Origin of the sequence: Xylophilus rhododendri (assembly GCF_009906855.1) — a bacterium.
In the GTDB taxonomy this organism is placed as follows: Bacteria; Pseudomonadota; Gammaproteobacteria; order Burkholderiales; family Burkholderiaceae_C; genus Xylophilus; species Xylophilus rhododendri.
Genome location: NZ_CP047650.1, coordinates 4,742,937 through 4,766,394 on the forward strand (window position 1 = coordinate 4,742,937; position 23,458 = coordinate 4,766,394).

A 23,458-nucleotide genomic window follows, 5' to 3' on the forward strand; every position below is an offset into this window, starting at 1 on the left:
CCTCAGGCCATGCGCCGCGCCAGCGCCTCGCCGATCGCCACGCAGGTGAAGTGCAGGTTGGCGCGGCAGTCGGTGGGCATGATGGAGGCGTCGGCCACCCGCAGGCCGTGGATGCCGTGCACCTTCAGGTCGGCGTCGGCGACGGCCATGGGGTCGCTGGACGGGCCCATGCGGCAGGTGCCGGCGGCATGCTGGATGTCGCCGCACTGGGCCAGCATCAGCGCGTCGAGTTCGTCGTCGGGCAGGGCGGCGGCCTGCTGGAAGTCCAGGCCCGAGGCCTCGAAGGTGATGGATTGCGCGATGCCGGCCAGCGCCGGCTGGGCCACGATGCGCGCCAGCCGGCGCACGCCGTCGCGCATGCGGTGGCGGTCGCGCGGGTCGGCCAGCATGTTCTCGTCGACTTCCGGATTGGCCTCGGGATCGGCCGACACCAGCCGCACCTGGCCGCGCGACAGGGCGTTGTAGATCGACAGGCCGATGGCGCCGGTGGTGTTGGGCATGTCCCCCTCGCCCAGGCCGCGGTGGTTGAAGGCGATCATGATCATGTCCCGGTCGCCGCCCTGCTCCAGGCCGGAGCTGTAGGTCAGGCAGCAGTTGGTGTGGCGGGCGTCGCGATGCTTCGCGACGTGCTCCGGCTTCAGGGCGATGGTGGCGCGCAGCATGGGATGGTCCATGAAGTTCTGGCCGACGCCGGGCAGGTCCCGGACCACCGCGATGCCCAGTCCGGCCAGGTGCGCGGCGGGGCCTATGCCCGAGCGCATCAGGATGGCCGGGCTGTGGATGGCACCGGCCGAGAGCACGACTTCATCGGCCGGGATGTCCTCCAGGCCCGATGCGGTGAGGATGCGCACGCCGGTGGCGCGGCCCCGGTCCAGCAGCACCCGATCCACCGTGGCGCCGCCGCGGATGGTGAGGTTGGCGCGGCCGCGGGCGGGCTCCAGGTAGGCGTCGTTGGTGGTGACGCGCCGGCCGTCGCGCACGTTGTAGGGATAGCAGGACACGCCTTCGCCCTCGGGCGCGTTGAGGTCGGCCTTCCAGGGATAGCCCAGCGCCAGCGCGGCCTCGCGCACGCCGCGGTCGATGGCGCCCCATTCGGCGAGCGGCGCGCGGTACAGCGGCAGCGGGCCGGGCCGGGTGATGCCGCGGGCGGCGGCGGTCTGCGGGTCGTCCTCGATGCGGTTGAAGAGGGGCATGATGTCCCGCGCGGCCCAGCCGGGGTTGCCCAGGGCCTCCCATTCGTCGAAGGCGGCGGGCGTGCCGCGGATCGCGATCTGGGCGTTGACGGTGGAGCAGCCGCCCATGGTCTTGCCGCGCCAGTAGAAACGCGGCTGCTGCACCCGGGTGCGGCGGGTGAGCAGGCCGGGCCACTGCCATTCGGCCTGGTGCGCCGGGTCCTGCATGAAGGGGTAGATATTGCTGCTGCGCAATACCTGCGGCGCGTCGGCGGTGCGCCAGTCCTTGCCGGCTTCGAGCAGCAGGACCTGGCGGGCCGGATCTTCCGACAGGCGGGCGGCCAGGGCCGCGCCGGCCGAGCCGGCGCCGACCACGATGACATCGAATTTCATGGCTGGAGGGAGAGCGGAAGGTTCGGGGGAATTCATGCGGCGGCGGCCACCGCCTCGGCGGGGGTCTCGGGCCGATCGGCGTTCAGGCTCCAGCTGCGGCCGGGCACGGCGCCCAGCAGGCTTTTGGTGTAGGCATGCTGGGGCGCGGCGAACAGCGCGGCAGTGCGGCCCTGTTCCACGATGCGGCCCTGGTGCATCACCGCCAGGCTGTCGCAGAGCTGGGCGGCCACCCGCAGGTCATGGGTGACGAAGAGCATGGCCACCCCGCGGCTCTCGCGGATCTCGGCCAGCAGCTCCAGGATCTTCTTCTGCACCGACACGTCCAGCGCCGAGACCGGCTCGTCGGCCACGATCACCGCGGGTTTCATCGCCAGCGCGCGGGCGATGCCGATGCGCTGGCGCTGGCCGCCGGAGAACTCGTGCGGGAAACGCCCGGCGGCCGAGGGGTCGAGCTGCACCACGGCCAGCAGCTCGGCCGCCTCGCGCAGCGCCTGCTGGCGCGGCACGCCGTTGGCGATCGGCCCCTGCGCGATCAGCTCGGCCACCGGCAGGCGGGGGTTGAGCGAGGCATAGGGGTCCTGGAAGATCATCTGGATGCGGCTGCGCAGCGGCCGCAGCTGGCGCCGGCCGAGCTGCGCGAGTTCGCGGCCTTCGAGCACGATGCTGCCGCTGTCGGCATCCACCAGGCGGGTGATGCAGCGCGCCAGCGTCGATTTGCCGGAGCCGGATTCGCCGACCAGGCCGAGGATCTCGCCCTTCTTCAGCTGCAGGTCCACCGAGGCCAGCGCGGGTTTGATGGCCCTGGCCTTGCCCAGTCCGAACCAGCTGCCGCTCTTTCCGTAGGTCTTGTCCAGGCCCTTGACTTCCAGCACCACCGCCTGCGTGTTGTCGGGCCGGGGCACGGCCTTGTGCATGCTGGGCACGGCGGCGATCAGCGCGCGGGTGTAGGGGTGTTGGGGATCGCGCAGCACCTGCTCGGCGGTGCCGATCTCGACCAGCCTGCCGGACTGCATCACGGCGACCCGGTCGGCGATCTCGGCCACCACGCCGAAGTCGTGGGTGATGAAGAGCACGCCGGTCTGGCGCTTCTTCTGCAGGGCCTTGATCAGCACCAGGATCTGCGCCTGGGTGGTCACGTCCAGCGCGGTGGTGGGCTCGTCGGCGATCAGGATGCGCGGCTCCAGGATCAGCGCCATCACGATCATGGCGCGCTGGCGCTGGCCGCCGGAGAGCTGGTGCGGATAGGAGCCGAGGATGCGCGCGGCGTCGGGCAGGCCCACTTCCAGCATCAGGGCACTCATCTTCTCCAGGCTCTGCTGCTTCGTCAGCTGCACATGGGTGGCGAGGGTCTCCTCGATCTGCTGGCCGATGGTCATCAGCGGATTGAGCGCGGTCATAGGCTCCTGGAACACCATGCCGATGCCGTTGCCGCGGATGGCGCGCAGGCGTTCGGGCGAAACGCGCACCAGGTCCTCGCCCTCGAAACGGATGCTGCCGGCGGCGATGCGTACATGCGGCGCGGCCAGCAGGCCCATGACGGACTTGGCCATCATCGACTTGCCCGAGCCCGATTCGCCGACCACGCACAGCACCTCGTCGGCCTGCAGCTGCAGGCTGAGGTCCTCCACGGCGGTGCGCCGGTCGGCCCAGGCGGGCAGGGCCACGCTCAGGCCCTCGATGGACAGCAGGGGAGTGGCGTCTGTGTTCATAGGGTCCTCAGCCGCGGGTTCAGCGCATCGTTGATGCCCTCGCCCACCAGGTTGATGCTCAGCACGGTCAGCAGGATGGCGATGCCCGGGATGGCGCACAGCCACCAGGCGTCCTGCAGGAAGCTGCGGCCGGCGCCGATCATGAAGCCCCAGCTGATCGCATTGGGGTCGCCCAGGCCCAGGAAGGAGAGCGCGGCCTCGGTCAGGATGGCGGTGGCGATCATCAGCGAGCCGGCCACGATCACCGGCGAGAAGGTGTTGGGCAGGATCTGGCGGAAGATGATCTGCGAGTCGCTCATGCCCAGGCAGATGCAGGCCTGCACGAAATCGCGCTCGCGCAGGGCGATCACCTCGGCCCGCACCAGGCGCACGATGGGCGGCCAGCTGATCACCGCGATCGAGATGACGATGCTGCGCAGCGAGGGCGAGAGCACGGCCACCAGCACGATGGCGAAGAGGAAGGTGGGAATCGTCTGGAAGAACTCGGTCAGGCGCATCAGCAGGTTGTCCACCCGGCCGCCGTAGAAGCCGGCGATGGCGCCTATGGTCACGCCCACCGCCATGGCGACGGCGGTGGCGACGAGGCCCACCATCAGCGAGGTGCGCCCGCCGTGCGCCAGGCCGGCGGCGATGTCGCGGCCCAGCGAGTCGGTGCCCAGCAGCCGTTCGCCGAAGGGGCTCATGAAGGGCTTGCCGACGATCTGCATCGGGTCGCCCGGAAACAGCAGCGGCGCGGCGAGCACCAGCACGCACACCAGCAGCAGGAAGACCAGGCCCCACAGGGCCATGCGGTTGCGCACGAAGCGGCCGAGGAAGGTACTGTTCATCGATGGACCTCAGCCCAGTTTCATGCGGGGATCGATCGCCGAATACAGCAGATCGACCACCAGGTTGACGACCACCACCAGGCAGGCCGACAGGAAGAAGATGCCCAGCAGCAGGTTGTAGTCCCGCGCGAACAGCGACTGGAAGGCCAGCTGCCCCAGGCCCGGCCAGGCGAAGACCGATTCGATGACCACCGAGCCGCCCAGCAGCGCGCCCACCTGCACGCCGGCCATGGTGAGCACCGGCAGCAGGGCGTTGCGCAGGATGTGGCGTCGCGTGATGACAGCTTCGGCCAGGCCCTTGGCGCGGGCGGTCAGCACATAGTCCTGGCCGCGCTGGTCGAGCATGGAGGAGCGCATCATGCGGGTGTAGACCGCCATGTTGAACAACGACAGCGTGAGCACCGGCAGCACCAGGTGCCAGGCGATGTCCAGCACCCGGGCCCAGCCGGTGTTGAAGGCCACCACGTCCTCCATGCCGGAGGTGGGCAGCCAGCCCAGCTTCACCGAGAAGACCAGGATCAGCATGATGCCCATCCAGAACAGCGGCGTGGCGTAGGTGACCACGGCCAGCACCGAGATCAGCCGGTCGCGCCAGCCGTTGAGCGCGGTGGCCGCGGCGATGCCCAGCAGCACGCCGCCGCAGATCGAGAAGACGAAGGCCAGGCCCATCAGCAGGAGCGTCGGGCCCATGCGGTCGAGGATCAGCGCCAGCACCGTCTCGCCGTGGCGGTAGGAGTAGCCCAGGTCCAGGGTGAGCATGTTGCGCAGGTAGCGCAGCAGCTGCAGGTACATGGGCTGGTCCAGGCCGAACTGGGCGCGCAGCTGGGCCAGGTACTCCGGCGGCGCGCCGCCCGATTCGCCGGCCAGCACCGTGGCCGCGTCGCCCGGCGCCAGGTGCACCAGCAGGAAGTTCAGCACCGCGATGCCGATCAGGATGGGCAGGGCCTGCAGCAGGCGCCGCAGCACGAAACGCAGGCCGGAGTGGTTGAGTTGCATGGGCGCCGTCCTGCCTGGCTTACTGGTCGAGCCAGGTGGAGTAGAAGCTGCCCTGCAGGCCCTGCGGCGAGGTGATCATGTTCTTGAACTTCTTGCTGTAGGCGGTGGGGAACTGGGTCTCCACGTACCAGGCGGCGGGCGCGGCCTCGGCGGTGAGCTGCTGCAGCTCCTTGTAGAGCGCGCCGCGCTTGGCGGGGTCGAGCTCGCGGGCGGCGGCGTCCATCAGCTCGTCGGTGCGAGGGGTGCTCCACTGCGAGTTGTTGGTGAACACCGCGCCCTGCTTGATGTAGACCGAATGCAGCGCGCGGTAGGCGCCCAGCACCGGGTCGGCCAGGTTGGCCAGGCCCACCTCGGTCATGTCGAAGTCGTACTGGGTGAACACCCGGTTGAGCCAGGTGGCCACGTCTTCCGAGCGGATGTTGACCTTGATGCCGATGCGCGCCAGGTTCTGCTGCACCACCTCGGCCGAGCGCTGGTAGTACTCGCCGTAGGCGGCGGTGGTGTCCAGCGTGGTCTCGAAGCGGATGCCGTTGTCCTTCTTCGGCAGGCCGGCCTCGTCGAGCAGCTTGTTGGCGATGGCCAGGTTGTCCGGCACCGCGTAGTTCTTCACCTGGTTGGTGTAGAAGCCGGCCGGCGCGAAGTTGGAACTGATCTGGCCGGTGGCCGCCTTGGCATAGCCGAAGTAGACGTTGTCGACGATGAACTGGCGGTCGATGGCGTAGGAGATGGCCTGGCGCACCTTCACGTTGTCGAAGGGCTTGCGTTTGGTGTTGAAGGTGATGGACTCGATGATGGAGAACATCTCGTAGCCCTTGGTCGTCACCTCGATGTTGGGGTTGCCGGCCAGGCGCTTGGCCTGGGCGAAGGGCACGGTGCCGTAGCCGGCCAGGTGGGCCTCGCCCTTTTCCAGCAGGGCGGTGCGGGTGGAGGCGTCGGGGATGAAACGCACCACCACGCGGTCGAGGTAGGGCATGCCGGGGCGCCAGTAGTCGGGGTTGCGGTCCAGGCGGATGAATTCGCCCTTGCGCCATTCCACCAGCTTGAAGGGGCCGGTGCCGATCGGCTTGTTGGCGTTGGGATGGTTGCGGATGTCGCCGGTGCCGAAGACGTGCTTGGGGATGATGGGCGCATCGGCGCCGGCCAGGGCCATCACGATGTAGGGAGCCGGGTTGCTCAGCTTGAAGACGGCGGTGTAGTCGTCGGGTGTCTCCACCGCCTCCAGTTCGCGCAGCGCGCCGATGCCGCGCGGGTGCACCTTCTTGAGCACATCCATGAAGGTGAACTGCACGTCGGCGCTGGTGAAGGGCGAGCCGTCGTGGAACTTCACGCCGTGGCGCAGCTTGAAGGTGATGGACTTGCCGTCCGGCGCCACGGTGAAGGACTCGGCCAGCGAGGGCTGGGGCTTGAGGCTGAAGTCGTATTCGAGCAGCCCGTCGTAGATCTTGCCGGTGACCTGCGGCACGGCGAAGGAGGTGTTCATGTAGGAGGCCAGGGTCGGCGGCTCGGGCGAGGTCAGCTGGACCAGGGTCCCGCCTCTTTTCTGGGCATACGCAGCGCCCGTCAGACCCAGGGAGGCGATGACCGCCGTGCCGATGACGGCTCGAAAGGTGGCAAGGATTCGGGGCATGGTTTCTCTATCTGTCGGTGGACTTGGGAAAGCGGATGGAAAGAGGCGGGAGGGAGCTTGGGCTCAGGGCTGCACGGCGAGCCCTCCGTCCCGGGTGGCGCTGGCGAGCGCGGGGTGCAGCGCCAGCACCGACAGCGCCACCGCCTGGGCGCGCGGCACCAGGGTGCTGATGTCGCAATACTCCTTGACCGTGTGCGGATGCGCGCCCACCGGGCCGGTGCCGCACAGCGTGGGCACGCCGCGGCTGGCGGTCAGGCCGCTGTCGGCGCAGCCGCCGGAGAACTCGCCCTTGACGTCGAAGCCCAGCTGCCGGGCGCTGCTGCGGTAGATGTCCAGCATCTTCTGGCTGGCGCCGGAATCGGCCATGGCCAGGAAACGCCCCACGTGCGAGATGTGGCCGCAGGTGTAGCGCACCGACTCTTCCTTCACGATGGAATCGATGGTGCGGTAGAGCGCATCGGCATCGGTGTCGGCGGTGAACCGCACATCGACCTGGGCGAAGGCGCTGTCGGCCACGGTGTTGACCGTGCTGCCGCCGCGCACCGTGCCGACGTTGGTGGTGATGCCGCTGTCGTAGTCGGTGAGGGCGTGCAGGGCCAGCGTCTTGGCGGCCAGCGCGCCGATGGCGCTGGCGCCGGCCGCATGGTTGCCGCCGGCATGCGCGGCCACGCCGGAGACCTCGAAGTCGATGAAGAAGGCGCCCTTGCGGCCGGTGACCACATTGCCGTTGGGCCGTCCGGGCTCGGCGTTGAAGACGGCGGCCGCGCCCTCGGACGCGGCCAGGATCCATTCGCGCGAGGCGGGCGAGGCGATCTCCTCGTCGCAGCTGTAGAACAGGCGCAGCGGCACCCGGCCCACGCCGATCACCTCGGCGAAGGCCTTGGCGATGAAGGTGTTCATCACCAGGCCGGACTTCATGTCGGCCACGCCCGGGCCGTAGGCCAGGTTGCCCTCCACCCGGTAGGGGCGGGCGGCGGCGGTGCCGGCGGGAAACACCGTGTCCATATGGCCCATCAGCAGCACCGGCGCCGGGCCGCCGGGCGCCAGCTCGGCGCGCAGGCAGCTGCCGTAGCCGGGGCAGGGGATGGTCTGCACCTCGATGCCGGAGGCTTCGAGGCTCTGGCGGATCAGCCCGGCCACCCGGTCGATGCCGGCCACGTGGCGGCTGCCGCTGTCGGTATCGACCAGCTGCTGCAGCAGCTGGCGCATCGCGCCATCGTGCCGGCTCAGCCAATCCAGGATCTCTGCTTGCATGGGGTTCCTCTGTCTGCTGGTGCGGGCCAGTGAATCAAATATCGGGCTGCAATGCAATGGGGCTTGCATGTGCATTTTTGTGGTGCAATGAGCTTTGCATGAATGGTGTCAAAGCACAATCCGTTCCAGCGCCGCCCAACACCTTCCACCAGATGCCATGAACCTTTTGGACAAGATCGCCAGCGCCGGCCTGCGCCTCACGCCGGGCGAGAGCGCGCTGGTCGACTACCTCGCCAGCCACTATCCGCAGGGCGTGCTGGAATCGGCCACGGCGATCGCCGCGCACACCGGCATCAGCGCCTCGACGGTGGTGCGTTTCTTCAGCAAGCTGGGCTATCCGAGTTTTCCGGAGGTGCAGCGCGAGATCCGCGAGGAGGTGTCGGCGCGGCTGGCATCGCCCGCCAACCGGGCCGAGGCGGTGATGTCCACCGGCCAGCCGATGAAGGCCGCGCTGGAGGGCGCCTACAGCCACGACCGCAACAACCTGGCCGCCACCTACGAGCAGCTGGACGTGCGGGCCTTCGAGGCCGCGGTGCAGATGCTGACCCGGCGTGGTGCGCGGGTCTCGCTGCTGGCCTCCAAGAACAGCGCCGCGGTGGCGCTGTACCTGGCGACGCATCTCAATATGTGCCTGCCGCACGTGCGCCTGCTGGACGGCGGTCCGATGGTGCTGGCCGACCAGCTGATCTGGGCCGGGCCGGACGATGTGCTGCTGGCGATCTCGATCCGGCGTTATTCGCGCTCCATCCTCACCGCGGCGAAACACGTGAAGGCCCGGGGCGGCAAGGTGGTGGCGCTGACCGACAGCCCGCTCGCCCCGGTGGCCGCGCTGGCCGACGAGTACCTGACCTTCCGCACCGCCAACGCCTCGCCCTTCGACAGCTACACGGCGGCGATCTTCCTGGGCAACGCCCTGGTGTCGGCGGTGGCCGCCCGGCGCGGCAAGGAGGTGCGCCAGGCGCTGGACCGCGGGGAGGGGCTCTGGACGGAGTTCGGGGTGTTCACCGCCAAGAGCTGAGGATCCCTGGCGCTCAGTTCGCCAGCGCGCGCATCTCGGCGATCAGGTCCGACTTGCCCTCGAAGCCGATGCCCGGCAGCGGCGGCAGGGTGACGTAGCCGTCCTGCACCCGCACCCCATCCGGGAAGCCGCCGTAGGGCTGGAACAGGTCCGGATAACTCTCGTTGCCGCCCAGCCCCAGGCCGGCCGCGATGGCCAGCGACATCTGGTGGCCGCCGTGCGGTATGCAGCGGCTGGGCGACCAGCCGTGTTCCTTCAGCATCTCCAGCGTGCGCAGGTATTCGACCAGGCCGTAGCTGAGCGCGCAGTCGAACTGCAGCCAGTCGCGGTCCGGCCGCATGCCGCCGTGGCGGATCAGGTTGCGGGCGTCCTGCATGGAGAACAGGTTCTCGCCGGTGGCCAGCGCGCCCTGGTAGGCCTCGCCGAGCCGGGCCTGCAGTTCGTAGTCCAGCGGATCGCCGGCCTCCTCGTACCAGAAGAGCGGGTATTGCGACAGGGCGCGGCCGTAATCGAGGGCGGTCTTCAGGTCGAAGCGGCCGTTGGCGTCCACCGCCAGCTGCTGGCCGGGGCCGAGGATCTTCAGCACCGATTCGATGCGCTCGCAGTCCTCGGCCAGCGAGGCGCCGCCGATCTTCATCTTGACGACCGAGTAGCCGCGGGCGAGGTAGCTCTCCATCTCCTTCCTCAGGCCGTCCAGGCCCTTGCCGGGGTAGTAGTAGCCGCCGGCCGCGTAGACGAACACCCGCGGGTCGGGCGTGCCGCTGCCGTAGCGTTCGGCCAGCAACTGGTGGAGGGGCTTTTCGGCGATCTTGGCGACGGCGTCCCAGACCGCCATGTCGATGGTGCCGACGGCGACAGAACGCTCGCCGTGGCCGCCGGGCTTCTCGTTGATCATCAGGCGTGACCAGATCTTGTGCGGGTCGAGGTTCTCGCCGCTGTCGTCCACCATCGAGGGGGTGTCGGCCTCCAGCAGGCGCGGCAGGAAACGGTCGCGTATCAGCCCGCCCTGGCCGTAGCGGCCGTTGGAGTTGAAGCCGTAGCCGATCACCGGCCTGCCTTCGCGGATCACGTCGGTGACGACGGCGACCAGGCTCAGGGTCATCTTGGAGAAATCGATATAGGCGTTGCGGATGTCCGACTTGATCGGGCGGGTGGATTCGCGGATGTCAACGATCTTCATGGCATGGGGTTCCGAGGGGGAAAGCAGGCGTTCTAGGAGGCGAGCGAGGAGCCGCCGCAGATGGCGATGTCCTGCCCGGTGATGGCGGCTGCCGCGGGCGACAGCAGGAAGGCGGTGAGCGCGGCGATCTCGGCGGGCTCGATCAGCCGGCCGATGGGCGGCAGGCGCGGAGCGCTGGCGGCGCGCGCCGGGTCCTGCAGCATGGCGGTGGCCGTGGCGGCGGGGGAGACGACGTTGATCGTCACGCCGCGTGCCGCCACCTCCACCGCCCAGCTGCGCGCCAGGGCGATGACGGCGGCCTTGGTGGCGGCGTACTGGCCGCGGCCGGGCATGCCCTGCGCGACCCGGCTGCCGATGAAGACCACCCGGCCGCCGCCGCGCGCCGCCATGGCCGGCACCAGCGCATCGGCCAAGCGGGCGGCGGCATCCACATGCAGGCGCCACATCAGCTCGCCGCCGCCGTGGTCCAGCGTGCCCAGCGGGCCGACCCGCAGCACACCGGCCGCATGCACCAGGGCATCGACCGGGCCGAGGCTGGCGCAGGCGCTGGCGATCTGCTCGCCCCGCGACAGGTCGACCGGGATCGCCGTGAAGGCCGCATGCGTGATGGCCGGCGCGGCCAGGTCCAGCCCGCTGACGCGCCAGCCCTGGGCCAGCAGGTGTTCGGCGATGGCCCGGCCTATGCCCGAGCTGCTGCCGCTGACGGCCGCATGGCGCGCCTCATTCGACACGGATGTTCCCCTCGGTGATGATCTTCTGCGAGCGTTCCATGTCGCTGGCCTGGAACTTCGTGAAGTCCTCCACGCTGCCGGGCGTGAGCAGCAGGCCCAGCTCGCGCAGCTTGTCCTTGATGTCGGTGGCCAGGGCCTTGTTGACCTCGGCGTTCAGGCGCGCGGTGACCTCGGCTGGCAGCTTCGCCGGCCCCCAGAGGCCGTACCAGCTGTAGAACTCGTAGCCGGGAATCGTCTCGCCCACGGTGGGCACGTCCGGCAGGCTGGGCGCGCGGGCGGCGGAGGTGACGGCGACCACCCGCAGCATGCCGGCCTTGTGGTACTGCAGCGAGCCCAGGATGGGGTCGATGAAACCGTCGATCTGGCCGCCCACCAGGTCCTGGAAGGCGGGCGCCGTGCCCTTGTAGGGCACGATCAGGAAGTCCATCTTGCCGGCGCGCTTGAGCAGCTCGGTCGAGAGGTGGCCGGCCGAGCCGATGGAGCCGACCGCGAAGGTCATCTTGCCGGCATGGGCCTGGCCGTAGGCGATCAGCGACTTGATGTCGGTGATCGGCAGGTTCTTGTTGATGGCCACCGACAGCGGCGCCTTGCCGACCAGGGCGACCGGGGTGAAATCCCGGGTGACCGCGTAGGGCACCGACTTCATCGTCATCGGCGCCGTGACGAAGGTGGAGGCGTTGAAGAGCAGGGTGTAGCCGTCGGCCGGCGAACGGGCAACGGCCTCGGCGCCGATGGTGCCGTTGCCGCCGGGGCGGTTCTCCACGATGAAACTCTGGCCGGTCTGCTCGCCGAGTTTCTGGGCGAGCTGGCGGCCCACGGTGTCCAGCGTGCCGCCGGGCGGGAAGGGGATGATCACCCGCACCGGCTTGCTCGGATAGGGCTGGGCCAGGCAGGCGCCGGCCGCGGCCAGCGCCGCCGCCGTGAGCACCGAGCGCAGGAAGGATTTGCGTTGCATGTCTTGTCTCCGTCTTTCTTGGGGAACCCCGGGCGGCCGCTTCTGGCGAGCGGCCTTTGCCGCGTTCTATCGCTTGAGCAAGCCTGCCTGCTGCACGGCGGCGCGCAGGGCCTCGGTTTCCCTGGCATTGGGCGCCTCGGTGGGCGGGCGCACCGTAGCGTCGGCTATCACGCCGGCCAGGTACATGCCGCCCTTCATGCGGGCATGGGCCTCGCCGGTGGGCTCGCCGCCGCCGTAGACCGCGTCCTTCAGCGGGGTGATGACGGCCTGGATCGCCATGGCCTTCTTCAGGTCGCCGGCCTTCACCGCGTTCCACAGGTCGATGATGAGCTGCGGTATGAAGGTGGCGAAGCCCACCAGCGCGCCGTCCACGCCCTGCACCATGGAGGCCAGCAGGTATTCGTCGTGGCAGGTGAGGATGGCCTTGGAGGCGTCGGCCTCGCGGATCGCCTGGATGTCGCGGGCGTACTTGTTCATGTCGCGCTGGCCCACCTTGAAGGCCTGCAGATAGGGCAGGCGGGCCAGCTCGGCCAGCAGCTGCGAGGAGTAGGAGGCGCGTGTCCAGGCCGGATAGACGTGGCAGACCAGGTCCAGCCCCGGCGCGGCCTGGTGGATCGCCTCGAAGTACTGCAGCGCATGGCCGGGCGTGAAGCCGAAGCGCAGCCAGTGGTGGGGCGGCATCACGTCGAGCGCCACGGCGCCCGCGGCCTGGGCCATGCGGGCATGCTCGGCGGCCTCGGCCAGGCCTTCGCAGACGATGGAGGAGATGACCGGCGTGCGGCCCTTCAGCTCGTCGGCCACGATGCGGGTGACTTCGGCGCGTTCGGTGGGGGTGAGGGAGAACACCTCGCCGGTATGGCCGTTGGTCATGATGGCGACCACGCCTTCGTGGCCGGCCAGCCAGGAGGCCAGCTGGCGCAGGGCCGGTTCGTCGATGCGGTGGTCGGGGGTAAACGGGCAGGAAATGGCGGGGATGATCCCGCGATAATTCGCGATGGTCGGCATGTCTCTTTGTCTCCGTGTATCGGTAGGGGGCAGGCCGATGATCGGCGCGGGGCTCCTGGCGGGTCCAATACTCGAAACGAATACATCTATCCGCAGCGACCCATGGGCCCTGGCAACCGACCGCTCGACCTGGAATGGCTCGAGGACTTCCTGGCCCTGGCCGAGACCGGCAATTTCTCCCGCGCGGCCGAGGCCCGCAACATCGCCCAGCCGGCCTTCAGCCGCCATATCCGTTCGCTGGAGGAATGGACCGGCGCGGAGCTGTTCGACCGCAGCGCCCATCCCGCCGCGCTGACGGCGGCGGGCAAGCGTTTCCATCCCCTGCTGGCGGACGTGCTCGCCGCGCTGGAAGCCGCCCGCATCAAGGCCCGCGCCGCGCAGGACCAGGCCGCCGCCGGCCTGCGTTTCGCGGCCACGCACCTGCTGTCGCTGTCCTTCTTCCCGGCCTGGCTGTCGGGCCTGGAGGCGGGCTCGGCGCGCTGGCCGATCCAGATGTTTTCCGACAGCGCCCATGCCTGCGAGGACCTGATGCTGCAGCGGCGGGTGCAGTTCCTGATGTGCCACGGCCATGACGCCGTGCCGGGGCGCATGGAGGAGGCGCATTGCCCCATGCTGCGTTTGCGGACGGACGAGCTGTTGCCGGTGTCCGTCCCCGGTCCCGACGGCGCCGTTCCGCTGCACGCCCTGGACGGCTCCGGCCCGTTGCCTCTGCTGAGCTACAGCGATGTCTCGGCCCTGGGCCGCATCCTGGCCGCCCGCCTGGGCAGCCGCATGACCCGCGGCGCCGCGCCGCTGCACACCGTGTTCACCGCGCACCATGCCAGCCTGCTGCGCACCATGGCCCTGGAAGGCCGCGGCATCGCCTGGCTGCCGCGCAGCCTGGTGGCGGAAGACCTGGCCGCCGGCCGGCTGGTGCCCGCGGCGGGCGCTGACTGGGAGGTGCCGCTGGAGATCCGGCTCTACCGGCAGCGCAGCGAGATGTCGGCTGCGGCCGAGTCGCTGTGGGAGCGGGCCGGGCCGGGCCTCAGCGCAGGTCCTTGACGATGCGCCAGGTGGCGCCTTCGTCCGGGCTGCGCATGATGGCGTTGTCGGGCAGGAAGGCGAGCAGGGCGCCGTCGCGGCGGTCCACCGCCATCGCATCGACGGCGCGCGGGCCGGTCAGCCCGGGGGATTCGCCGGTGTGCTTCCAGGTCTTGCCGCCGTCGTGCGACACGATGGTGCTGGGCCCCACGATGGCCATACGGGCGTACAGGGCGCCATCGGGCTCGGCGACCAGGCCGAAGGTCGACTGGCCGGTGGTCAGGCGCTGCATTTGCTGTCCGTCCTAGAGGCGGATCTCGTCGTTGGGCAGCACCACGCCGGCGCGGTCGGGCAGGGCGATGGCGCTGGGCCGCTTCCAGCCGATGTTGAGCGAGTCCCTGTCCTCGAAACTCTCGATCTTCTGCCATGCGAGGGTGTCGGTGCCGCTGCCCACTCAGACCGTCCAAAGCCGGTCCGCCGGGCAAAGGCCAGGATGCGGTCATCGGCCAGCGGTTGGGTCACGGCGATGAAGGCGGCATCGGGCGGGTTGAGCATCTTCCAGTTCCGGCCTTCGGCATGGGAAAGGGCGAGCAGGCCTTCCTCGCCGGCCGCCAGCAGGCCGCCGCGGCAGGGGCGCACGAAGCTGACCTCACGCAGGGTACCGATGTCCAGTTCCTGCTAGCGGGCGGTGCCGGTCCGGCGCCACGTAGCCGGTGGTGTAGCGGTTGCCGAGGGTGGCGGCGAGAAAGGTGCGTTTTTTCATGCGAGGAGAGACGGGGCGGAGGTCGCTTGCAAACGGCGATGCTACAAGGCCTGCATGGAGTTCACCGGCAAGTTAGAAGCCTGGATCCGGCAAGTTGCCGTACAATTCCGGCAGGAGGCCATCGCCATGCCAGCCACTTCTTCCGCGCGGCTCGAAGCCCGCATCAGCCCGGAACTGCAGCAAACCATCAAACGAGCTGCCGACATCGAGGGACGCTCCCTTACTGACTTCGTGGTGGGCGCCGCCCTGGATGCGGCTTACCGAACCATCGAGCAGGCCGAGGTGATCCGCCTGTCTCGCGATGACCAGCAGCGTTTTGCCGAGGCCTTGCTATCGCCTCCCGCGCCGTCCCCTGGGCTCAAGCGCGCGATGAAGCGCCACGACAAGCTGCTGCGCAGCGAATGAGCCGGGCACCGTTCCGGATCGCCGCGCTCGATGCCGGCGAACGTGATCGAAGCCGTTTCGACAGCGGCACACCAGCGCTGGACCGTTATCTGAAGGAACAGGTTTCGCAGGACATCCGGCGCCGCGTGGCGGCCTGTTTTGTCGCCCTCACCGATGAGGGGCGAATCGCCGGCTACTACACGCTGGCCGCCGCCAGCGTACCGCTTCCCGACCTGCCGGAAGCGCTGCGCCGCAAACTGCCCCGTTACCCGTCCGTACCGGCCATCCGCATGGGCCGGCTGGCCGTGGACGTGGCCTTCAAGGGACAGGGCCTCGGTGGGGCCTTGCTGGTGAACGCGCTGCACCGCGCCGCGGGCATCGAGGTGGGGGCGGTCGTCCTGATCGTGGATGCAAAGGATGAGCAGGCGGCCGCGTTCTACCTGCACCACGGTTTCATCGCCATCACGGCGTCTCCTCTGACTCTCTTCCTGCCCCTCGCATCGGTGTCTCGGCCTTAAGGCTTGCCCTCCCGCCGCGCCACCCAGGCCCGATACCTCGCCTGGTTCTCCGCATTCGGCGGATACAGCCCCGGCAGCGGCAGGTCCGCCTCCACCTGCGACATGATCCAGCCTTCGAGCCGCTCCTGCTCGACCGAGGTGGCCACCACCTCCTGCAGCATCGCGGCGGGGATCAGCACCGCGCCGTCCTGATCGACAACGATCACGTCGTTGGGAAACACCGCCACGCCGCCGCAGTCGATGGCCTCCTGCCAGCCGACGAAGGTCAGCCCGGCCACCGAGGGCGGGGCGGCCGTGCCCTGGCACCACACCGGCAGGCCGGTGCCCAGCACGCCGGCCACGTCGCGCACCACGCCGTCGGTCACCAGGGCCTGCACGCCGCGGCGCTGCATGCGGGCGCAGAGGATGTCGCCGAAGATGCCCGCGTCGGTGGTGCCCAGCGCGCCCACCACGGCGATGCAGCCGGCCGGCATGGCCTCGATGGCGGCGCGGGTGGAGATGGGCGAGGCCCAGGAGGCCGGCGTGGCCAGGTCCTCGCGGGCCGGCACGAAACGCAGGGTGAAGGCCCGGCCCACCAGGCGCGGCAGGCCGGGCGAGAGCGGGCGCGTGCCGCGCAGCCAGACATTACGCAGCCCGTGCTTGAGCAGCACGGTGGTCAGCGTGGCGGTCGAGACGCCGGACAGTGCTTGAACGACGGCGGGATCCAGAGGCAGGGGACTCACGGCTTCCATGAAGGCCTTTCTTCCTTGAGAGGCCGGAACCTTACGCCGGCTGACAACAAAATTTTTATGGTCTGACCGTGTCCGGACCGCATCCTCGCCGCCCCGCGATTGGCAACACTGCGGGCAGCGACGACACGCCTGCCACGCCAGGGGTTCCAGGCCGGAGCACAGCGGTCAGATCGCGGCCAGCCAACGGAGACACACCATCAAAACCACCCCCGCTACCCCCCACGGGCCGCGACGCGGCTTCCTGCAGGTCTGCCTGGCCTGCGCCCTGGCGCTCGGCGCCTCGGCGCCGGCGTACGCGGCCTATCCCGACAAGCCGATCAAACTCATCATTCCCTATCCGCCCGGCGGCGCGACCGATGTCATCGGCCGCATCGTGGCACTCAAGCTCGGCGAAGAGTTGAACCAGCAGATCGTGGTGGACAACCGCGGCGGCGCGGGCGGCAACATCGGCGCCGAGGCCGCGGCCCGGTCGGCGCCCGATGGCTATACCCTGCTGATGGGCGCGCTCACCAGCCACGCCACCATCGTCACCCTGGAGAAGGGAAAGCTGCGCTACAACCTGGTGAAGGACTTCGCGCCGGTGATGGTGGTGGGTTCGGTGCCGCTGGTGGTGGTGGTCAATCCTCAGCTGCCGGTGAAGACGCTCAAGGAGCTGATCGCCTACGGCCAGGCCAACCCCGACAAGCTCAACTTCGCCTCTTCCGGCCCCGGCGCGCCGCAGCGCCTGGGCGGCGAGATCATCCGCAAGGACGCCAACATCCGCATGCAGCACGTGGCCTACAAGGGCAGCGGCCCGGCCATGACCGACCTGGTCGGCGGCCAGGTCAACATGATGGTGGAGACGGTGCCCGCCGCCCTGCAGTTCATCCAGGCCGGCAAGCTGCGCGCCCTGGCCGTCACCATGCCGCAGCGCATCTCCATGCTGCCCGACGTGCCCTCGGCGCCCGAGGCCGGCATGCCCAGCCTGGACGTGGCTTCCACTTTCGGCGTGCTGGCGCCGGCCGGCACGCCCGAGCCCATCGTGACCCGGCTCAACGAAGCCCTGGCCAAGCTGGTGCAGTCGCCCGAGGTGAAGGAACTGCTGCTCAAGCAGGGCGTGTATGCCGCACCGCCCACCACGCCGGCGCAGTCGGCCGAACGCATCAGCGCGGAAGTGGCGCGCTGGGAGAAACTCATCCACGAGGCCAACATCAAGGCCGAGGAATAAAACCCCGATGACCGACAAGAAGCAATCCCCGTTCGAGCCCGACACCGATTCACAAGCCGCCGCCGACACCGGCATGCGCAAGGGCCTGACCAGCTACGGCGACCAGGGCTTCTCGCTCTTCCTGCGCAAGGCCTTCATCAAGGGGCGGGTTTCACCGACACCGCGCTCGACCGCCCGGTGATCGGCATCACCAACACCGGCAGCGCCTACAACCCCTGCCATGGCAATGCGCCGCAGCTGATCGAGGCGGTCAAGCGCGGCGTGATGCTGGCCGGCGGCCTGCCGATGGACTTCCCGACGATCTCGGTGCACGAGAGTTTCTCCTCGCCCACCAGCATGTACCTGCGCAACCTCATGTCCATGGACACCGAGGAGCTGGTGCGCGCCCAGCCCATGGACGCGGTGGTGCTGATCGGCGGCTGCGACAAGACCGTGCCCGCGCAGCTGATGGGCGCGGCGTCGGCCGGCATCCCTTCGATCCAGCTGATCACCGGCTCCATGCTCACCGGCAGCCACCGCGGCGAGCGGGTGGGCGCCTGCACCGACTGCCGGCGCTACTGGGGCAGGTTCCGCGCGGGCGAGATCGATGTCGAGGAGACGGTGGACGTGAACAACCAGCTCGTCGCCAGCGTGGGCACCTGCTCGGTGATGGGCACGGCCAGCACCATGGCCTGCATCGCCGAGGCCCTGGGCATGACGGTGCCGGGCGGCGCCTCGCCGCCGGCCGTCACCGCCGACCGCATCCGCATCGCCGAGATGACCGGCGCGCAGGCGGTGGAGATGGCGCGCACCGGCCTCACCATCGACAAGATCCTCACGGCAGATGCCTTCGAGAACGCCATGCGGGTGCTGCTGGCCATCGGCGGATCGACCAACGCCGTCGTGCACCTGACCGCCATCGCCGGCCGCATGGGCCTGGAGATCGACCTGGCCGCCCTCGACCGCATGGGCCGCGACACGCCGGTGCTGGTCGACCTGAAGCCTTCCGGCCAGCACTACATGGAGGACTTCCACCACGCGGGCGGCATGGCCACGCTGCTGCGCGAGCTGAAACCCCTGCTCAAGCTGGATGCGCTGACCGTCACCGGCCGCACGCTGGGCGAGGAGATCGAACGCGCCGGCCCCGGCTTCCCGCAGGACGTGGTGCGGCCGGCCAGCAACCCCATCTATCCCCAAGGCGGCATCGCCGTGCTGCGCGGCAACCTGGCGCCGGGCGGCGCCATCGTCAAGCAGTCGGCGGCCGACCCCAGGCTGATGGAGCACGAGGGCCGGGCGGTGGTCTTCGAGAACCTGGAAGACCTGGTCACCCGCATCGACCGCGACGACCTCGACGTGAGGGCCGAGGACATGCTGGTGCTCAAGAACATCGGCCCCAAGGGCGCGCCCGGCATGCCGGAAGCCGGCTACATCCCCATCCCGCGCAAGCTGGCCCGGGCGGGGGTGAAGGACATCGTGCGCATCTCCGACGGCCGCATGAGCGGCACCGCCTTCGGCACCATCGTGCTGCATGTGACGCCCGAGTCGGCCGTGGGCGGTCCGCTGGCGCATGTGCACAACGGCGACCGCATCCGGCTGAGCGTGAAGAACCGGGAGATCGCGCTGCTGGTGTCCGACGAGGAACTGGCGCGGCGCGCCGCCGCCAACCCGGTGGTGGAGCCGACCGCCGAGCGGGGCTACCGCAAGCTCTTCCTGCAGTCGGTCACCCAGGCCGACCAGGGGGTGGATTTCGATTTCCTGCGCGCCGCGAAGATGGTGGGCAAGGCGCCGAGGTAGGGAGCGCGGCCGGTGATCGGGTTGGTAAGAATGTGACGATTTCTCGCGAAAGCAAGAGATTGATCGGGCGGCCTCCTGGCGTGTGAAAGGCCCGACCGTCACACTAGAATCGTTAATCCTTTCACCTGTCGGAGCGATCCATGGAACTGCAATCGGCGTACCGCCAGGCGTCGCCTCCATGTGCCATATCCCATTCGCCTGCGCAGGCGGCACAGATTCTGCTGACAAGACACTGGGATAAAAGATTCCCAGTGAATGTGGCCGCCATCATCGCGGCTGAGGGCCTGAATCTCGTCTGCCGCGGCATCCTGAATGACGAGGGCTATGGATTCAGCGGTTATTACAACCGCGCCGCCCGTACGGTCGAATACAACGGCAACGAAGCCCATGTTCGCCAGCGGTTCACCATGGCGCATGAACTCGGCCACTACGCCCTGGGCCATTCGGATGCGCCGCGGGACACGGCCAGCTCATTCGTCAGCGACAGCACCAAACCGCAGGAGCGCGCAGCCAACCAGTTCGCCGCCGCCTTGCTGATGCCGGCGGCCGCCGTCAAGGTGGTCATCCAGGCTGGCACCGTCAAGACCTCGGACGAATTGGCCCGGATATTCGGCGTATCCAAGGTGGCCATGGCGTACAGGGTGCAGAACCTGGGTATTGCGGTGTGACGAAATCGCCTGAGAGATTCGACCTGGCGGGCGGGGAATATTCGCCGCCGAGCCCTTTCCAGACCCTGGATGAAATCATCGCAGAGAGTCGTTCCCGGAAATATCACCGCACCGCCTCTGCGGTGCTGGTTTATCTGGTCGTGGCGGGCCTGCTCGTTTTTCTGGCAGCGCTATTGCTGGCGCTGAAAATGGATCTGGCCCATGCCAGCACGCCGGTCGTCGCCATCGCAGCGTCCACCATCGTGTCGATCACCGTGCTGACCATCGCCTTGGCCAAGTATTCGTTCGGCATGGGCGACAGGCCGGACGACAGCGGCAAGAAGGAAAAAGGCGAGGCATTCACGGCGCCCACCATCGAAATGGTGAAGGTGCTGGGCGATGTCGTCGGCAAGGCGGGTGAGGCCCTCAAGGGGCTGAAGCCCTAATCAGCTTTCGATGGCGCGGGCGCTGCCGCACACGGCGCGGGCTTCTTCCAGCAGCGCATCGGCCAGTGCCGCCCGCGGCCCGTGGGTGGCCCACACCAGGCCCACACGCCGCACCGGCGCGCGTTCGGGCAGGGGGATCTTCACGATCTCCAGCCCGCCCTGCCACATCGGCACCCAGTCCGGCAGCAGGGCCACGCCCAGGCCCTGGCCGACCAGCGCGGCCACGGCCATCAGGCTGTTGATCTCCAGGCGCTGGCGTACACGGATGCCGTGGTCGCGCAGATAGCGGTCCGCCAGCTGGCCGCCGAGTACCGAGCGGTCGTAGCGGATGAAGGGCAGGCTGGCCAGCAGCTCGTGCGCATCGCGGCCGGCCTGGGCGGCCGGGGCCACCACCACCATCTGCTCCTCCAGCAGCACCGACCAGGAACTGGCCTTGCCGATGGAGAACTGCGGCTCCACCACGATGGCCGCATCCAGGCTGCCGGCCGCGACCTGGCGGCACAGCTCCACCGAGGCGCCTGGTTCGACATAGACGGACAGTTCCGGATACCGCCGGTAGAGCCGCTGCAGCACCGGCGGCAGCACGCCGGTGAGCGCCGAGCCGAAGACACCCAGGCGCAGTTCGCCGAGCGAGCCGCCGCCGGTCACCGACCGCAGGTCGCGCACCTCGCGCAGCACGCTGCGGGCGCGGTCCAGCATGGCCAGCCCCACCTCGGTCGGCCGCACCGAGCGGCCCACGCGCTGCACCAGGGCCGAGCCGATATCGTCCTCCAGCGCCTTCACCCGTGCGGCGATGGCGGCGGGTGTCAGGTCGAGCCGGCGCGCGGCCTCGGCCATGGAGCCGAGTTCGACCACGGCGACGAAGCTCTGCAGGTAGCGGGTGTCCATGGCGGGCAAATGTACGTGCGGTCCATCGCGCCGGCCATGGGCATAGTCCCGGTCAGACCCCGTTGCTGTTCGGATTGCGATAGATATCCTTGATCGCATCCGTCATCGGGAAATTCAGGTTCGCGTTGGTCGGCGGGATGGGCTTCAGGAACCACTTGGCGTAGATCTGCTCGATCGCGCCGGATTTCATCAGCTCGGTCACCGTGCCGTCGACCACGTCCTTGAAGGCCGGATCGTCCTTGCGGTACATGATCCCGTAGGGCTCCTGGCGCAGGGATTCGCCGGTGAGGATCTTGAACTCGCCCGGGTTGGGCGCGGTGGCGATGAAGCCGGCCAGCTGCACGTCGTCCAGCACATAGGCCACGGCGCGGTCGGAGGCCATCATCAGGAAGCCGTCGGCCGTGTCCTTGGCGTAGATCTCCTTGACCTCCAGCGTCTTGCGCTGGGCGCGCAGCAGCGCGATGGAGGTGCTGCCCGACACGGCCGACACCGTCTTGCCGTTCATGTCGGCGAAGCTGTTGATGCCCGAGCTCTTCTTCACCGCCGCCGTGATCGAGGTCACGAAATGGCTGGGCGCGAAGGCCACCTGCTTCTGCCGGTCCACCGTGTTGGTGGTGGTGGCGCAGTCCAGGTCCACCGTGCCGTTGGTCAGCAGCGGGATGCGGTTGGTGGAGGTGAGCATGGTGTAGCGCACCTCCAGGTTGGGCATGGCCAGCTTGGCCTTGATGGCGTCCACGATCTTCAGGCAAATGTCGGTGGTGAAGCCGACCGGGTCGCCGCCGCCGTTGGGCTTGTACGAGAAGGGGATCTGGCTCTCGCGGCCGCCGATCTGGATCACGCCGCTGGACTTGATCTTGGCGAGCGTGTCGTTGCTCTGCGCCATGGCGGTGGAACACAGGAGCGCGGCGGTGGCGGCGACGGCGAGCATGGCGGGCAAACGGAGCTTCATGGTCTTCTCTTTCGGGGTGGATCGGGTCAGGGTTCGGTTCGACGGATTCAGCGCAGCGCGGCGACGGCCTGGGCGATGGCCGCGCAGCCGCGGTCGATCTCCGCGGCCGAGGTGGCGAACGACAGGCGCAGGTAGCCCGGCATGCCGTAGGAGCTGCCGTCCACGCTGGCCACGCCGACCGCGTCGAGCAGGTAGGCGGCCACGTCGGGGTCGCCGGCCAGCAGCCGGCCCTGGGGCGTGGTCTTGCCGAGCAGGCCTTGCACGCTGGGGAACAGGTAGAACGCGCCGTCGGGGCTGCTGCACGACACGCCGGGGATGGTGGCCAGGCCGCTCACCATGCGGTCGCGGCGTTGTTCGAACAGATCGCGGGCCTGTGCCACGCACTCCTGCGGGCCTTCGAGGGCGGTCACCGCGGCGGCCTGGCCCACGGCGCTGGCGCAGGTGGTGGTCTGCGAGGCCAGCAGGGTCATGGCGCGGATCAGGTCCAGCGGCCCGGCCGCGTAGCCCACGCGCCAGCCGGTCATGGCATAGGCCTTGGAGACGCCGTTGACCACCAGCGTGCGATCGGCCAGATCGGGCGCCACGTTCAGCGGCGACAGGTGGCGGGCGCCGCCGTAGGCGAAGTGTTCGTAGATCTCGTCGGTCATCACCCGCACGGCGGGAAACCCGCGCAGCACCTCGCACAGCGCGCCCAGCTCGGACTCGGTGTAGATGGCGCCGCTGGGGTTGTTGGGCGTGTTCAACACCAGCCAGCGGCTGCGCGGTGTCAGGGCCTGGCGCAGCGCCTCGGGCGTGAGCTTGAAACCGGTGGCGGCGCTGCTGGGCGCGATCACCGGCGTGCCGCCGTTGAGCAGCACCATGTCCGGATAGGACACCCAGTAGGGCGCCGGGATGACCACCTCGTCGTCCTCGTTCAGGGTGGCGGCGAAGGCATTGAAGATCAGCTGCTTGGCGCCGGTGCCCACGATCACCTGCCCGGGCTGGAAGTCCAGCCGGTTCTCGCGCTGGAGTTTGGCGCAGATGGCGCGGCGCAGCGCGGGTGTGCCGGCCGAGCCGGTGTAGCGGGTGGCGCCTTCGGCCAGGGCGCGTGCGCCGGCCTGCACGATGTGTTCGGGCGTGGGGAAGTCGGGCTCGCCGATGGTGAAGTCGATGATGTCGCGGCCGGCCGCGCGCAGGGCGTCGACCCGGGCCTTGGCCGCCACGCTGGGCGAGGGCTTGACCTGGGCCAGGCGCGAGGAAAAGGAGGCAGTGGAAGCAGTGCTCAT

General features: G+C 69.2%; 23 protein-coding genes and 1 pseudogene. 8 read left to right on the forward strand and 16 right to left on the reverse strand.

What is annotated here, in order from left to right:
• Window positions 1–2: 2 nt before the first annotated feature.
• From GT347_RS21975 to GT347_RS22000, 6 genes are all read right to left on the reverse strand, one after another.
• Window positions 3–1,565, reverse strand: coding sequence for a GMC family oxidoreductase (locus GT347_RS21975; RefSeq protein WP_160554220.1), 1,563 nt, complete (start codon window positions 1,563–1,565; stop codon window positions 3–5).
• A 32-nt stretch (window positions 1,566–1,597) separates the two neighbouring features.
• Window positions 1,598–3,274: an ABC transporter ATP-binding protein gene (locus GT347_RS21980; RefSeq protein ID WP_160554221.1), complete on the reverse strand. Its 1,677-nt coding sequence runs from the start codon at window positions 3,272–3,274 to the stop codon at window positions 1,598–1,600.
• Window positions 3,271–4,101 (reverse strand): ABC transporter permease, encoded by an 831-nt coding sequence (locus GT347_RS21985; protein ID WP_160554222.1) that lies wholly within the window; start codon window positions 4,099–4,101, stop codon window positions 3,271–3,273. Before GT347_RS21985 ends, GT347_RS21980 begins: the two co-directional genes overlap by 4 nt.
• Window positions 4,102–4,110: 9 nt before the next feature.
• A complete protein-coding gene (locus GT347_RS21990; protein WP_160554223.1) occupies window positions 4,111–5,097 on the reverse strand; it encodes an ABC transporter permease in 987 nt (328 codons plus the stop codon).
• Window positions 5,098–5,116: 19 nt separating this feature from the next.
• Window positions 5,117–6,724: an ABC transporter substrate-binding protein gene (locus GT347_RS21995; protein WP_160554224.1), complete on the reverse strand. Its 1,608-nt coding sequence runs from the start codon at window positions 6,722–6,724 to the stop codon at window positions 5,117–5,119.
• A 63-nt stretch (window positions 6,725–6,787) separates the two neighbouring features.
• Window positions 6,788–7,978, reverse strand: a complete 1,191-nt coding sequence (locus GT347_RS22000) for a M20 family metallopeptidase (protein WP_229722425.1) — start codon at window positions 7,976–7,978, stop codon at window positions 6,788–6,790.
• A 157-nt stretch (window positions 7,979–8,135) separates the two neighbouring features.
• Here GT347_RS22000 and GT347_RS22005 point away from each other — a divergent pair, with 157 nt between their 5' ends.
• Window positions 8,136–8,996 (forward strand): MurR/RpiR family transcriptional regulator, encoded by an 861-nt coding sequence (locus tag GT347_RS22005; RefSeq protein WP_160554225.1) that lies wholly within the window; start codon window positions 8,136–8,138, stop codon window positions 8,994–8,996.
• Between the two features lie 13 nt (window positions 8,997–9,009).
• Here the strand turns inward: GT347_RS22005 and GT347_RS22010 are convergent, their stop codons facing one another.
• The 4 genes from GT347_RS22010 to GT347_RS22025 form a co-directional block, all read right to left on the reverse strand.
• Entirely contained in the window at window positions 9,010–10,176 is a 1,167-nt protein-coding gene (locus GT347_RS22010; RefSeq protein WP_160554226.1) for a mandelate racemase/muconate lactonizing enzyme family protein, read from the reverse strand.
• Window positions 10,177–10,208: 32 nt separating this feature from the next.
• Complete coding sequence (locus tag GT347_RS22015) at window positions 10,209–10,907, reverse strand: SDR family NAD(P)-dependent oxidoreductase (RefSeq protein ID WP_160554227.1); 699 nt, start codon at window positions 10,905–10,907, stop codon at window positions 10,209–10,211.
• Window positions 10,897–11,862: a Bug family tripartite tricarboxylate transporter substrate binding protein gene (locus tag GT347_RS22020; protein WP_160554228.1), complete on the reverse strand. Its 966-nt coding sequence runs from the start codon at window positions 11,860–11,862 to the stop codon at window positions 10,897–10,899. The genes GT347_RS22015 and GT347_RS22020 overlap by 11 nt, the downstream gene beginning before the upstream one ends.
• A gap of 66 nt (window positions 11,863–11,928) precedes the next feature.
• Window positions 11,929–12,867: a dihydrodipicolinate synthase family protein gene (locus tag GT347_RS22025; RefSeq protein WP_160554229.1), complete on the reverse strand. Its 939-nt coding sequence runs from the start codon at window positions 12,865–12,867 to the stop codon at window positions 11,929–11,931.
• A 102-nt stretch (window positions 12,868–12,969) separates the two neighbouring features.
• On the opposite strand from GT347_RS22025, the gene GT347_RS22030 reads away from it, so the two are divergent.
• The gene (locus GT347_RS22030) at window positions 12,970–13,908 is read left to right on the forward strand and encodes a LysR family transcriptional regulator (protein WP_160554230.1); all 939 of its coding nucleotides are present in this window, start codon (window positions 12,970–12,972) and stop codon (window positions 13,906–13,908) included.
• Here the strand turns inward: GT347_RS22030 and GT347_RS22035 are convergent.
• Window positions 13,892–14,179: a sialidase family protein gene (locus GT347_RS22035; protein ID WP_160554231.1), complete on the reverse strand. Its 288-nt coding sequence runs from the start codon at window positions 14,177–14,179 to the stop codon at window positions 13,892–13,894. The two genes, GT347_RS22030 and GT347_RS22035, sit on opposite strands and share 17 nt — an antisense overlap.
• A 12-nt stretch (window positions 14,180–14,191) precedes the next feature.
• Window positions 14,192–14,341, reverse strand: coding sequence for a hypothetical protein (locus GT347_RS22040; RefSeq protein WP_160554232.1), 150 nt, complete (start codon window positions 14,339–14,341; stop codon window positions 14,192–14,194).
• A 435-nt stretch (window positions 14,342–14,776) separates the two neighbouring features.
• On the opposite strand from GT347_RS22040, the gene GT347_RS22045 reads away from it, so the two are divergent.
• A complete protein-coding gene (locus GT347_RS22045; protein ID WP_160555480.1) occupies window positions 14,777–15,055 on the forward strand; it encodes a type II toxin-antitoxin system TacA family antitoxin in 279 nt (92 codons plus the stop codon).
• Window positions 15,052–15,552, forward strand: coding sequence for a GNAT family N-acetyltransferase (locus GT347_RS22050; protein WP_160554233.1), 501 nt, complete (start codon window positions 15,052–15,054; stop codon window positions 15,550–15,552). Before GT347_RS22045 ends, GT347_RS22050 begins: the two co-directional genes overlap by 4 nt.
• Here GT347_RS22050 and GT347_RS22055 read toward each other — a convergent pair.
• Window positions 15,549–16,283, reverse strand: a complete 735-nt coding sequence (locus GT347_RS22055) for a ribonuclease activity regulator RraA (RefSeq protein WP_160554234.1) — start codon at window positions 16,281–16,283, stop codon at window positions 15,549–15,551. The two genes, GT347_RS22050 and GT347_RS22055, sit on opposite strands and share 4 nt — an antisense overlap.
• 241 nt (window positions 16,284–16,524) lie before the next feature.
• Between GT347_RS22055 and GT347_RS22060 the strand changes: the two genes are divergently transcribed.
• The 4 genes and pseudogenes from GT347_RS22060 to GT347_RS22075 all read left to right on the forward strand — a co-directional run bounded on the left by GT347_RS22060 (window position 16,525) and on the right by GT347_RS22075 (window position 20,356).
• On the forward strand, window positions 16,525–17,490 hold the full coding sequence (locus GT347_RS22060; RefSeq protein ID WP_160555481.1) for a Bug family tripartite tricarboxylate transporter substrate binding protein: 966 nt from the start codon (window positions 16,525–16,527) through the stop codon (window positions 17,488–17,490).
• Window positions 17,491–17,497: 7 nt separating this feature from the next.
• Window positions 17,498–19,263, forward strand: a pseudogene (locus GT347_RS22065) (IlvD/Edd family dehydratase).
• A gap of 140 nt (window positions 19,264–19,403) precedes the next feature.
• A complete protein-coding gene (locus tag GT347_RS22070; protein WP_160554235.1) occupies window positions 19,404–19,931 on the forward strand; it encodes an ImmA/IrrE family metallo-endopeptidase in 528 nt (175 codons plus the stop codon).
• Entirely contained in the window at window positions 19,928–20,356 is a 429-nt protein-coding gene (locus GT347_RS22075) for a hypothetical protein (RefSeq protein ID WP_160554236.1), read from the forward strand. The genes GT347_RS22070 and GT347_RS22075 overlap by 4 nt, the downstream gene beginning before the upstream one ends.
• Here the strand turns inward: GT347_RS22075 and GT347_RS22080 are convergent, their stop codons facing one another.
• Genes GT347_RS22080 through GT347_RS22090 form a run of 3 tightly spaced genes read right to left on the reverse strand, consistent with a single transcriptional unit; the run spans window position 20,357 to window position 23,458 of the window.
• Window positions 20,357–21,244: a LysR family transcriptional regulator gene (locus tag GT347_RS22080; RefSeq protein WP_160554237.1), complete on the reverse strand. Its 888-nt coding sequence runs from the start codon at window positions 21,242–21,244 to the stop codon at window positions 20,357–20,359. It abuts the gene before it with no gap.
• A gap of 52 nt (window positions 21,245–21,296) precedes the next feature.
• Window positions 21,297–22,193, reverse strand: a complete 897-nt coding sequence (locus GT347_RS22085; RefSeq protein ID WP_160554238.1) for an amino acid ABC transporter substrate-binding protein — start codon at window positions 22,191–22,193, stop codon at window positions 21,297–21,299.
• A gap of 47 nt (window positions 22,194–22,240) precedes the next feature.
• Window positions 22,241–23,458 carry a pyridoxal phosphate-dependent aminotransferase gene (locus GT347_RS22090; RefSeq protein ID WP_160554239.1) on the reverse strand — a complete coding sequence of 406 codons (1,218 nt, stop codon included), beginning with the start codon at window positions 23,456–23,458 and terminating at the stop codon, window positions 22,241–22,243.

Bases quoted from the DNA above. Each gene is read 5' to 3' on its own strand.
- GT347_RS21975 (WP_160554220.1), bottom strand. From the start codon at position 1,565: ATGAAATTCGATGTCATCGTGGTCGGCGCCGGCTCGGCCGGCGCGGCC.
- GT347_RS21980 (WP_160554221.1), bottom strand. From the start codon at position 3,274: ATGAACACAGACGCCACTCCCCTGCTGTCCATCGAGGGCCTGAGCGTG.
- GT347_RS21985 (WP_160554222.1), bottom strand. From the start codon at position 4,101: ATGAACAGTACCTTCCTCGGCCGCTTCGTGCGCAACCGCATGGCCCTG.
- GT347_RS21990 (WP_160554223.1), bottom strand. From the start codon at position 5,097: ATGCAACTCAACCACTCCGGCCTGCGTTTCGTGCTGCGGCGCCTGCTG.
- GT347_RS21995 (WP_160554224.1), bottom strand. From the start codon at position 6,724: ATGCCCCGAATCCTTGCCACCTTTCGAGCCGTCATCGGCACGGCGGTC.
- GT347_RS22000 (WP_229722425.1), bottom strand. From the start codon at position 7,978: ATGCAAGCAGAGATCCTGGATTGGCTGAGCCGGCACGATGGCGCGATG.
- GT347_RS22005 (WP_160554225.1), top strand. From the start codon at position 8,136: ATGAACCTTTTGGACAAGATCGCCAGCGCCGGCCTGCGCCTCACGCCG.
- GT347_RS22010 (WP_160554226.1), bottom strand. From the start codon at position 10,176: ATGAAGATCGTTGACATCCGCGAATCCACCCGCCCGATCAAGTCGGAC.
- GT347_RS22020 (WP_160554228.1), bottom strand. From the start codon at position 11,862: ATGCAACGCAAATCCTTCCTGCGCTCGGTGCTCACGGCGGCGGCGCTG.
- GT347_RS22025 (WP_160554229.1), bottom strand. From the start codon at position 12,867: ATGCCGACCATCGCGAATTATCGCGGGATCATCCCCGCCATTTCCTGC.
- GT347_RS22030 (WP_160554230.1), top strand. From the start codon at position 12,970: ATGGGCCCTGGCAACCGACCGCTCGACCTGGAATGGCTCGAGGACTTC.
- GT347_RS22035 (WP_160554231.1), bottom strand. From the start codon at position 14,179: ATGCAGCGCCTGACCACCGGCCAGTCGACCTTCGGCCTGGTCGCCGAG.
- GT347_RS22045 (WP_160555480.1), top strand. From the start codon at position 14,777: ATGCCAGCCACTTCTTCCGCGCGGCTCGAAGCCCGCATCAGCCCGGAA.
- GT347_RS22050 (WP_160554233.1), top strand. From the start codon at position 15,052: ATGAGCCGGGCACCGTTCCGGATCGCCGCGCTCGATGCCGGCGAACGT.
- GT347_RS22055 (WP_160554234.1), bottom strand. From the start codon at position 16,283: ATGGAAGCCGTGAGTCCCCTGCCTCTGGATCCCGCCGTCGTTCAAGCA.
- GT347_RS22070 (WP_160554235.1), top strand. From the start codon at position 19,404: ATGGAACTGCAATCGGCGTACCGCCAGGCGTCGCCTCCATGTGCCATA.
- GT347_RS22080 (WP_160554237.1), bottom strand. From the start codon at position 21,244: ATGGACACCCGCTACCTGCAGAGCTTCGTCGCCGTGGTCGAACTCGGC.
- GT347_RS22085 (WP_160554238.1), bottom strand. From the start codon at position 22,193: ATGAAGCTCCGTTTGCCCGCCATGCTCGCCGTCGCCGCCACCGCCGCG.
- GT347_RS22090 (WP_160554239.1), bottom strand. From the start codon at position 23,458: ATGAGCACTGCTTCCACTGCCTCCTTTTCCTCGCGCCTGGCCCAGGTC.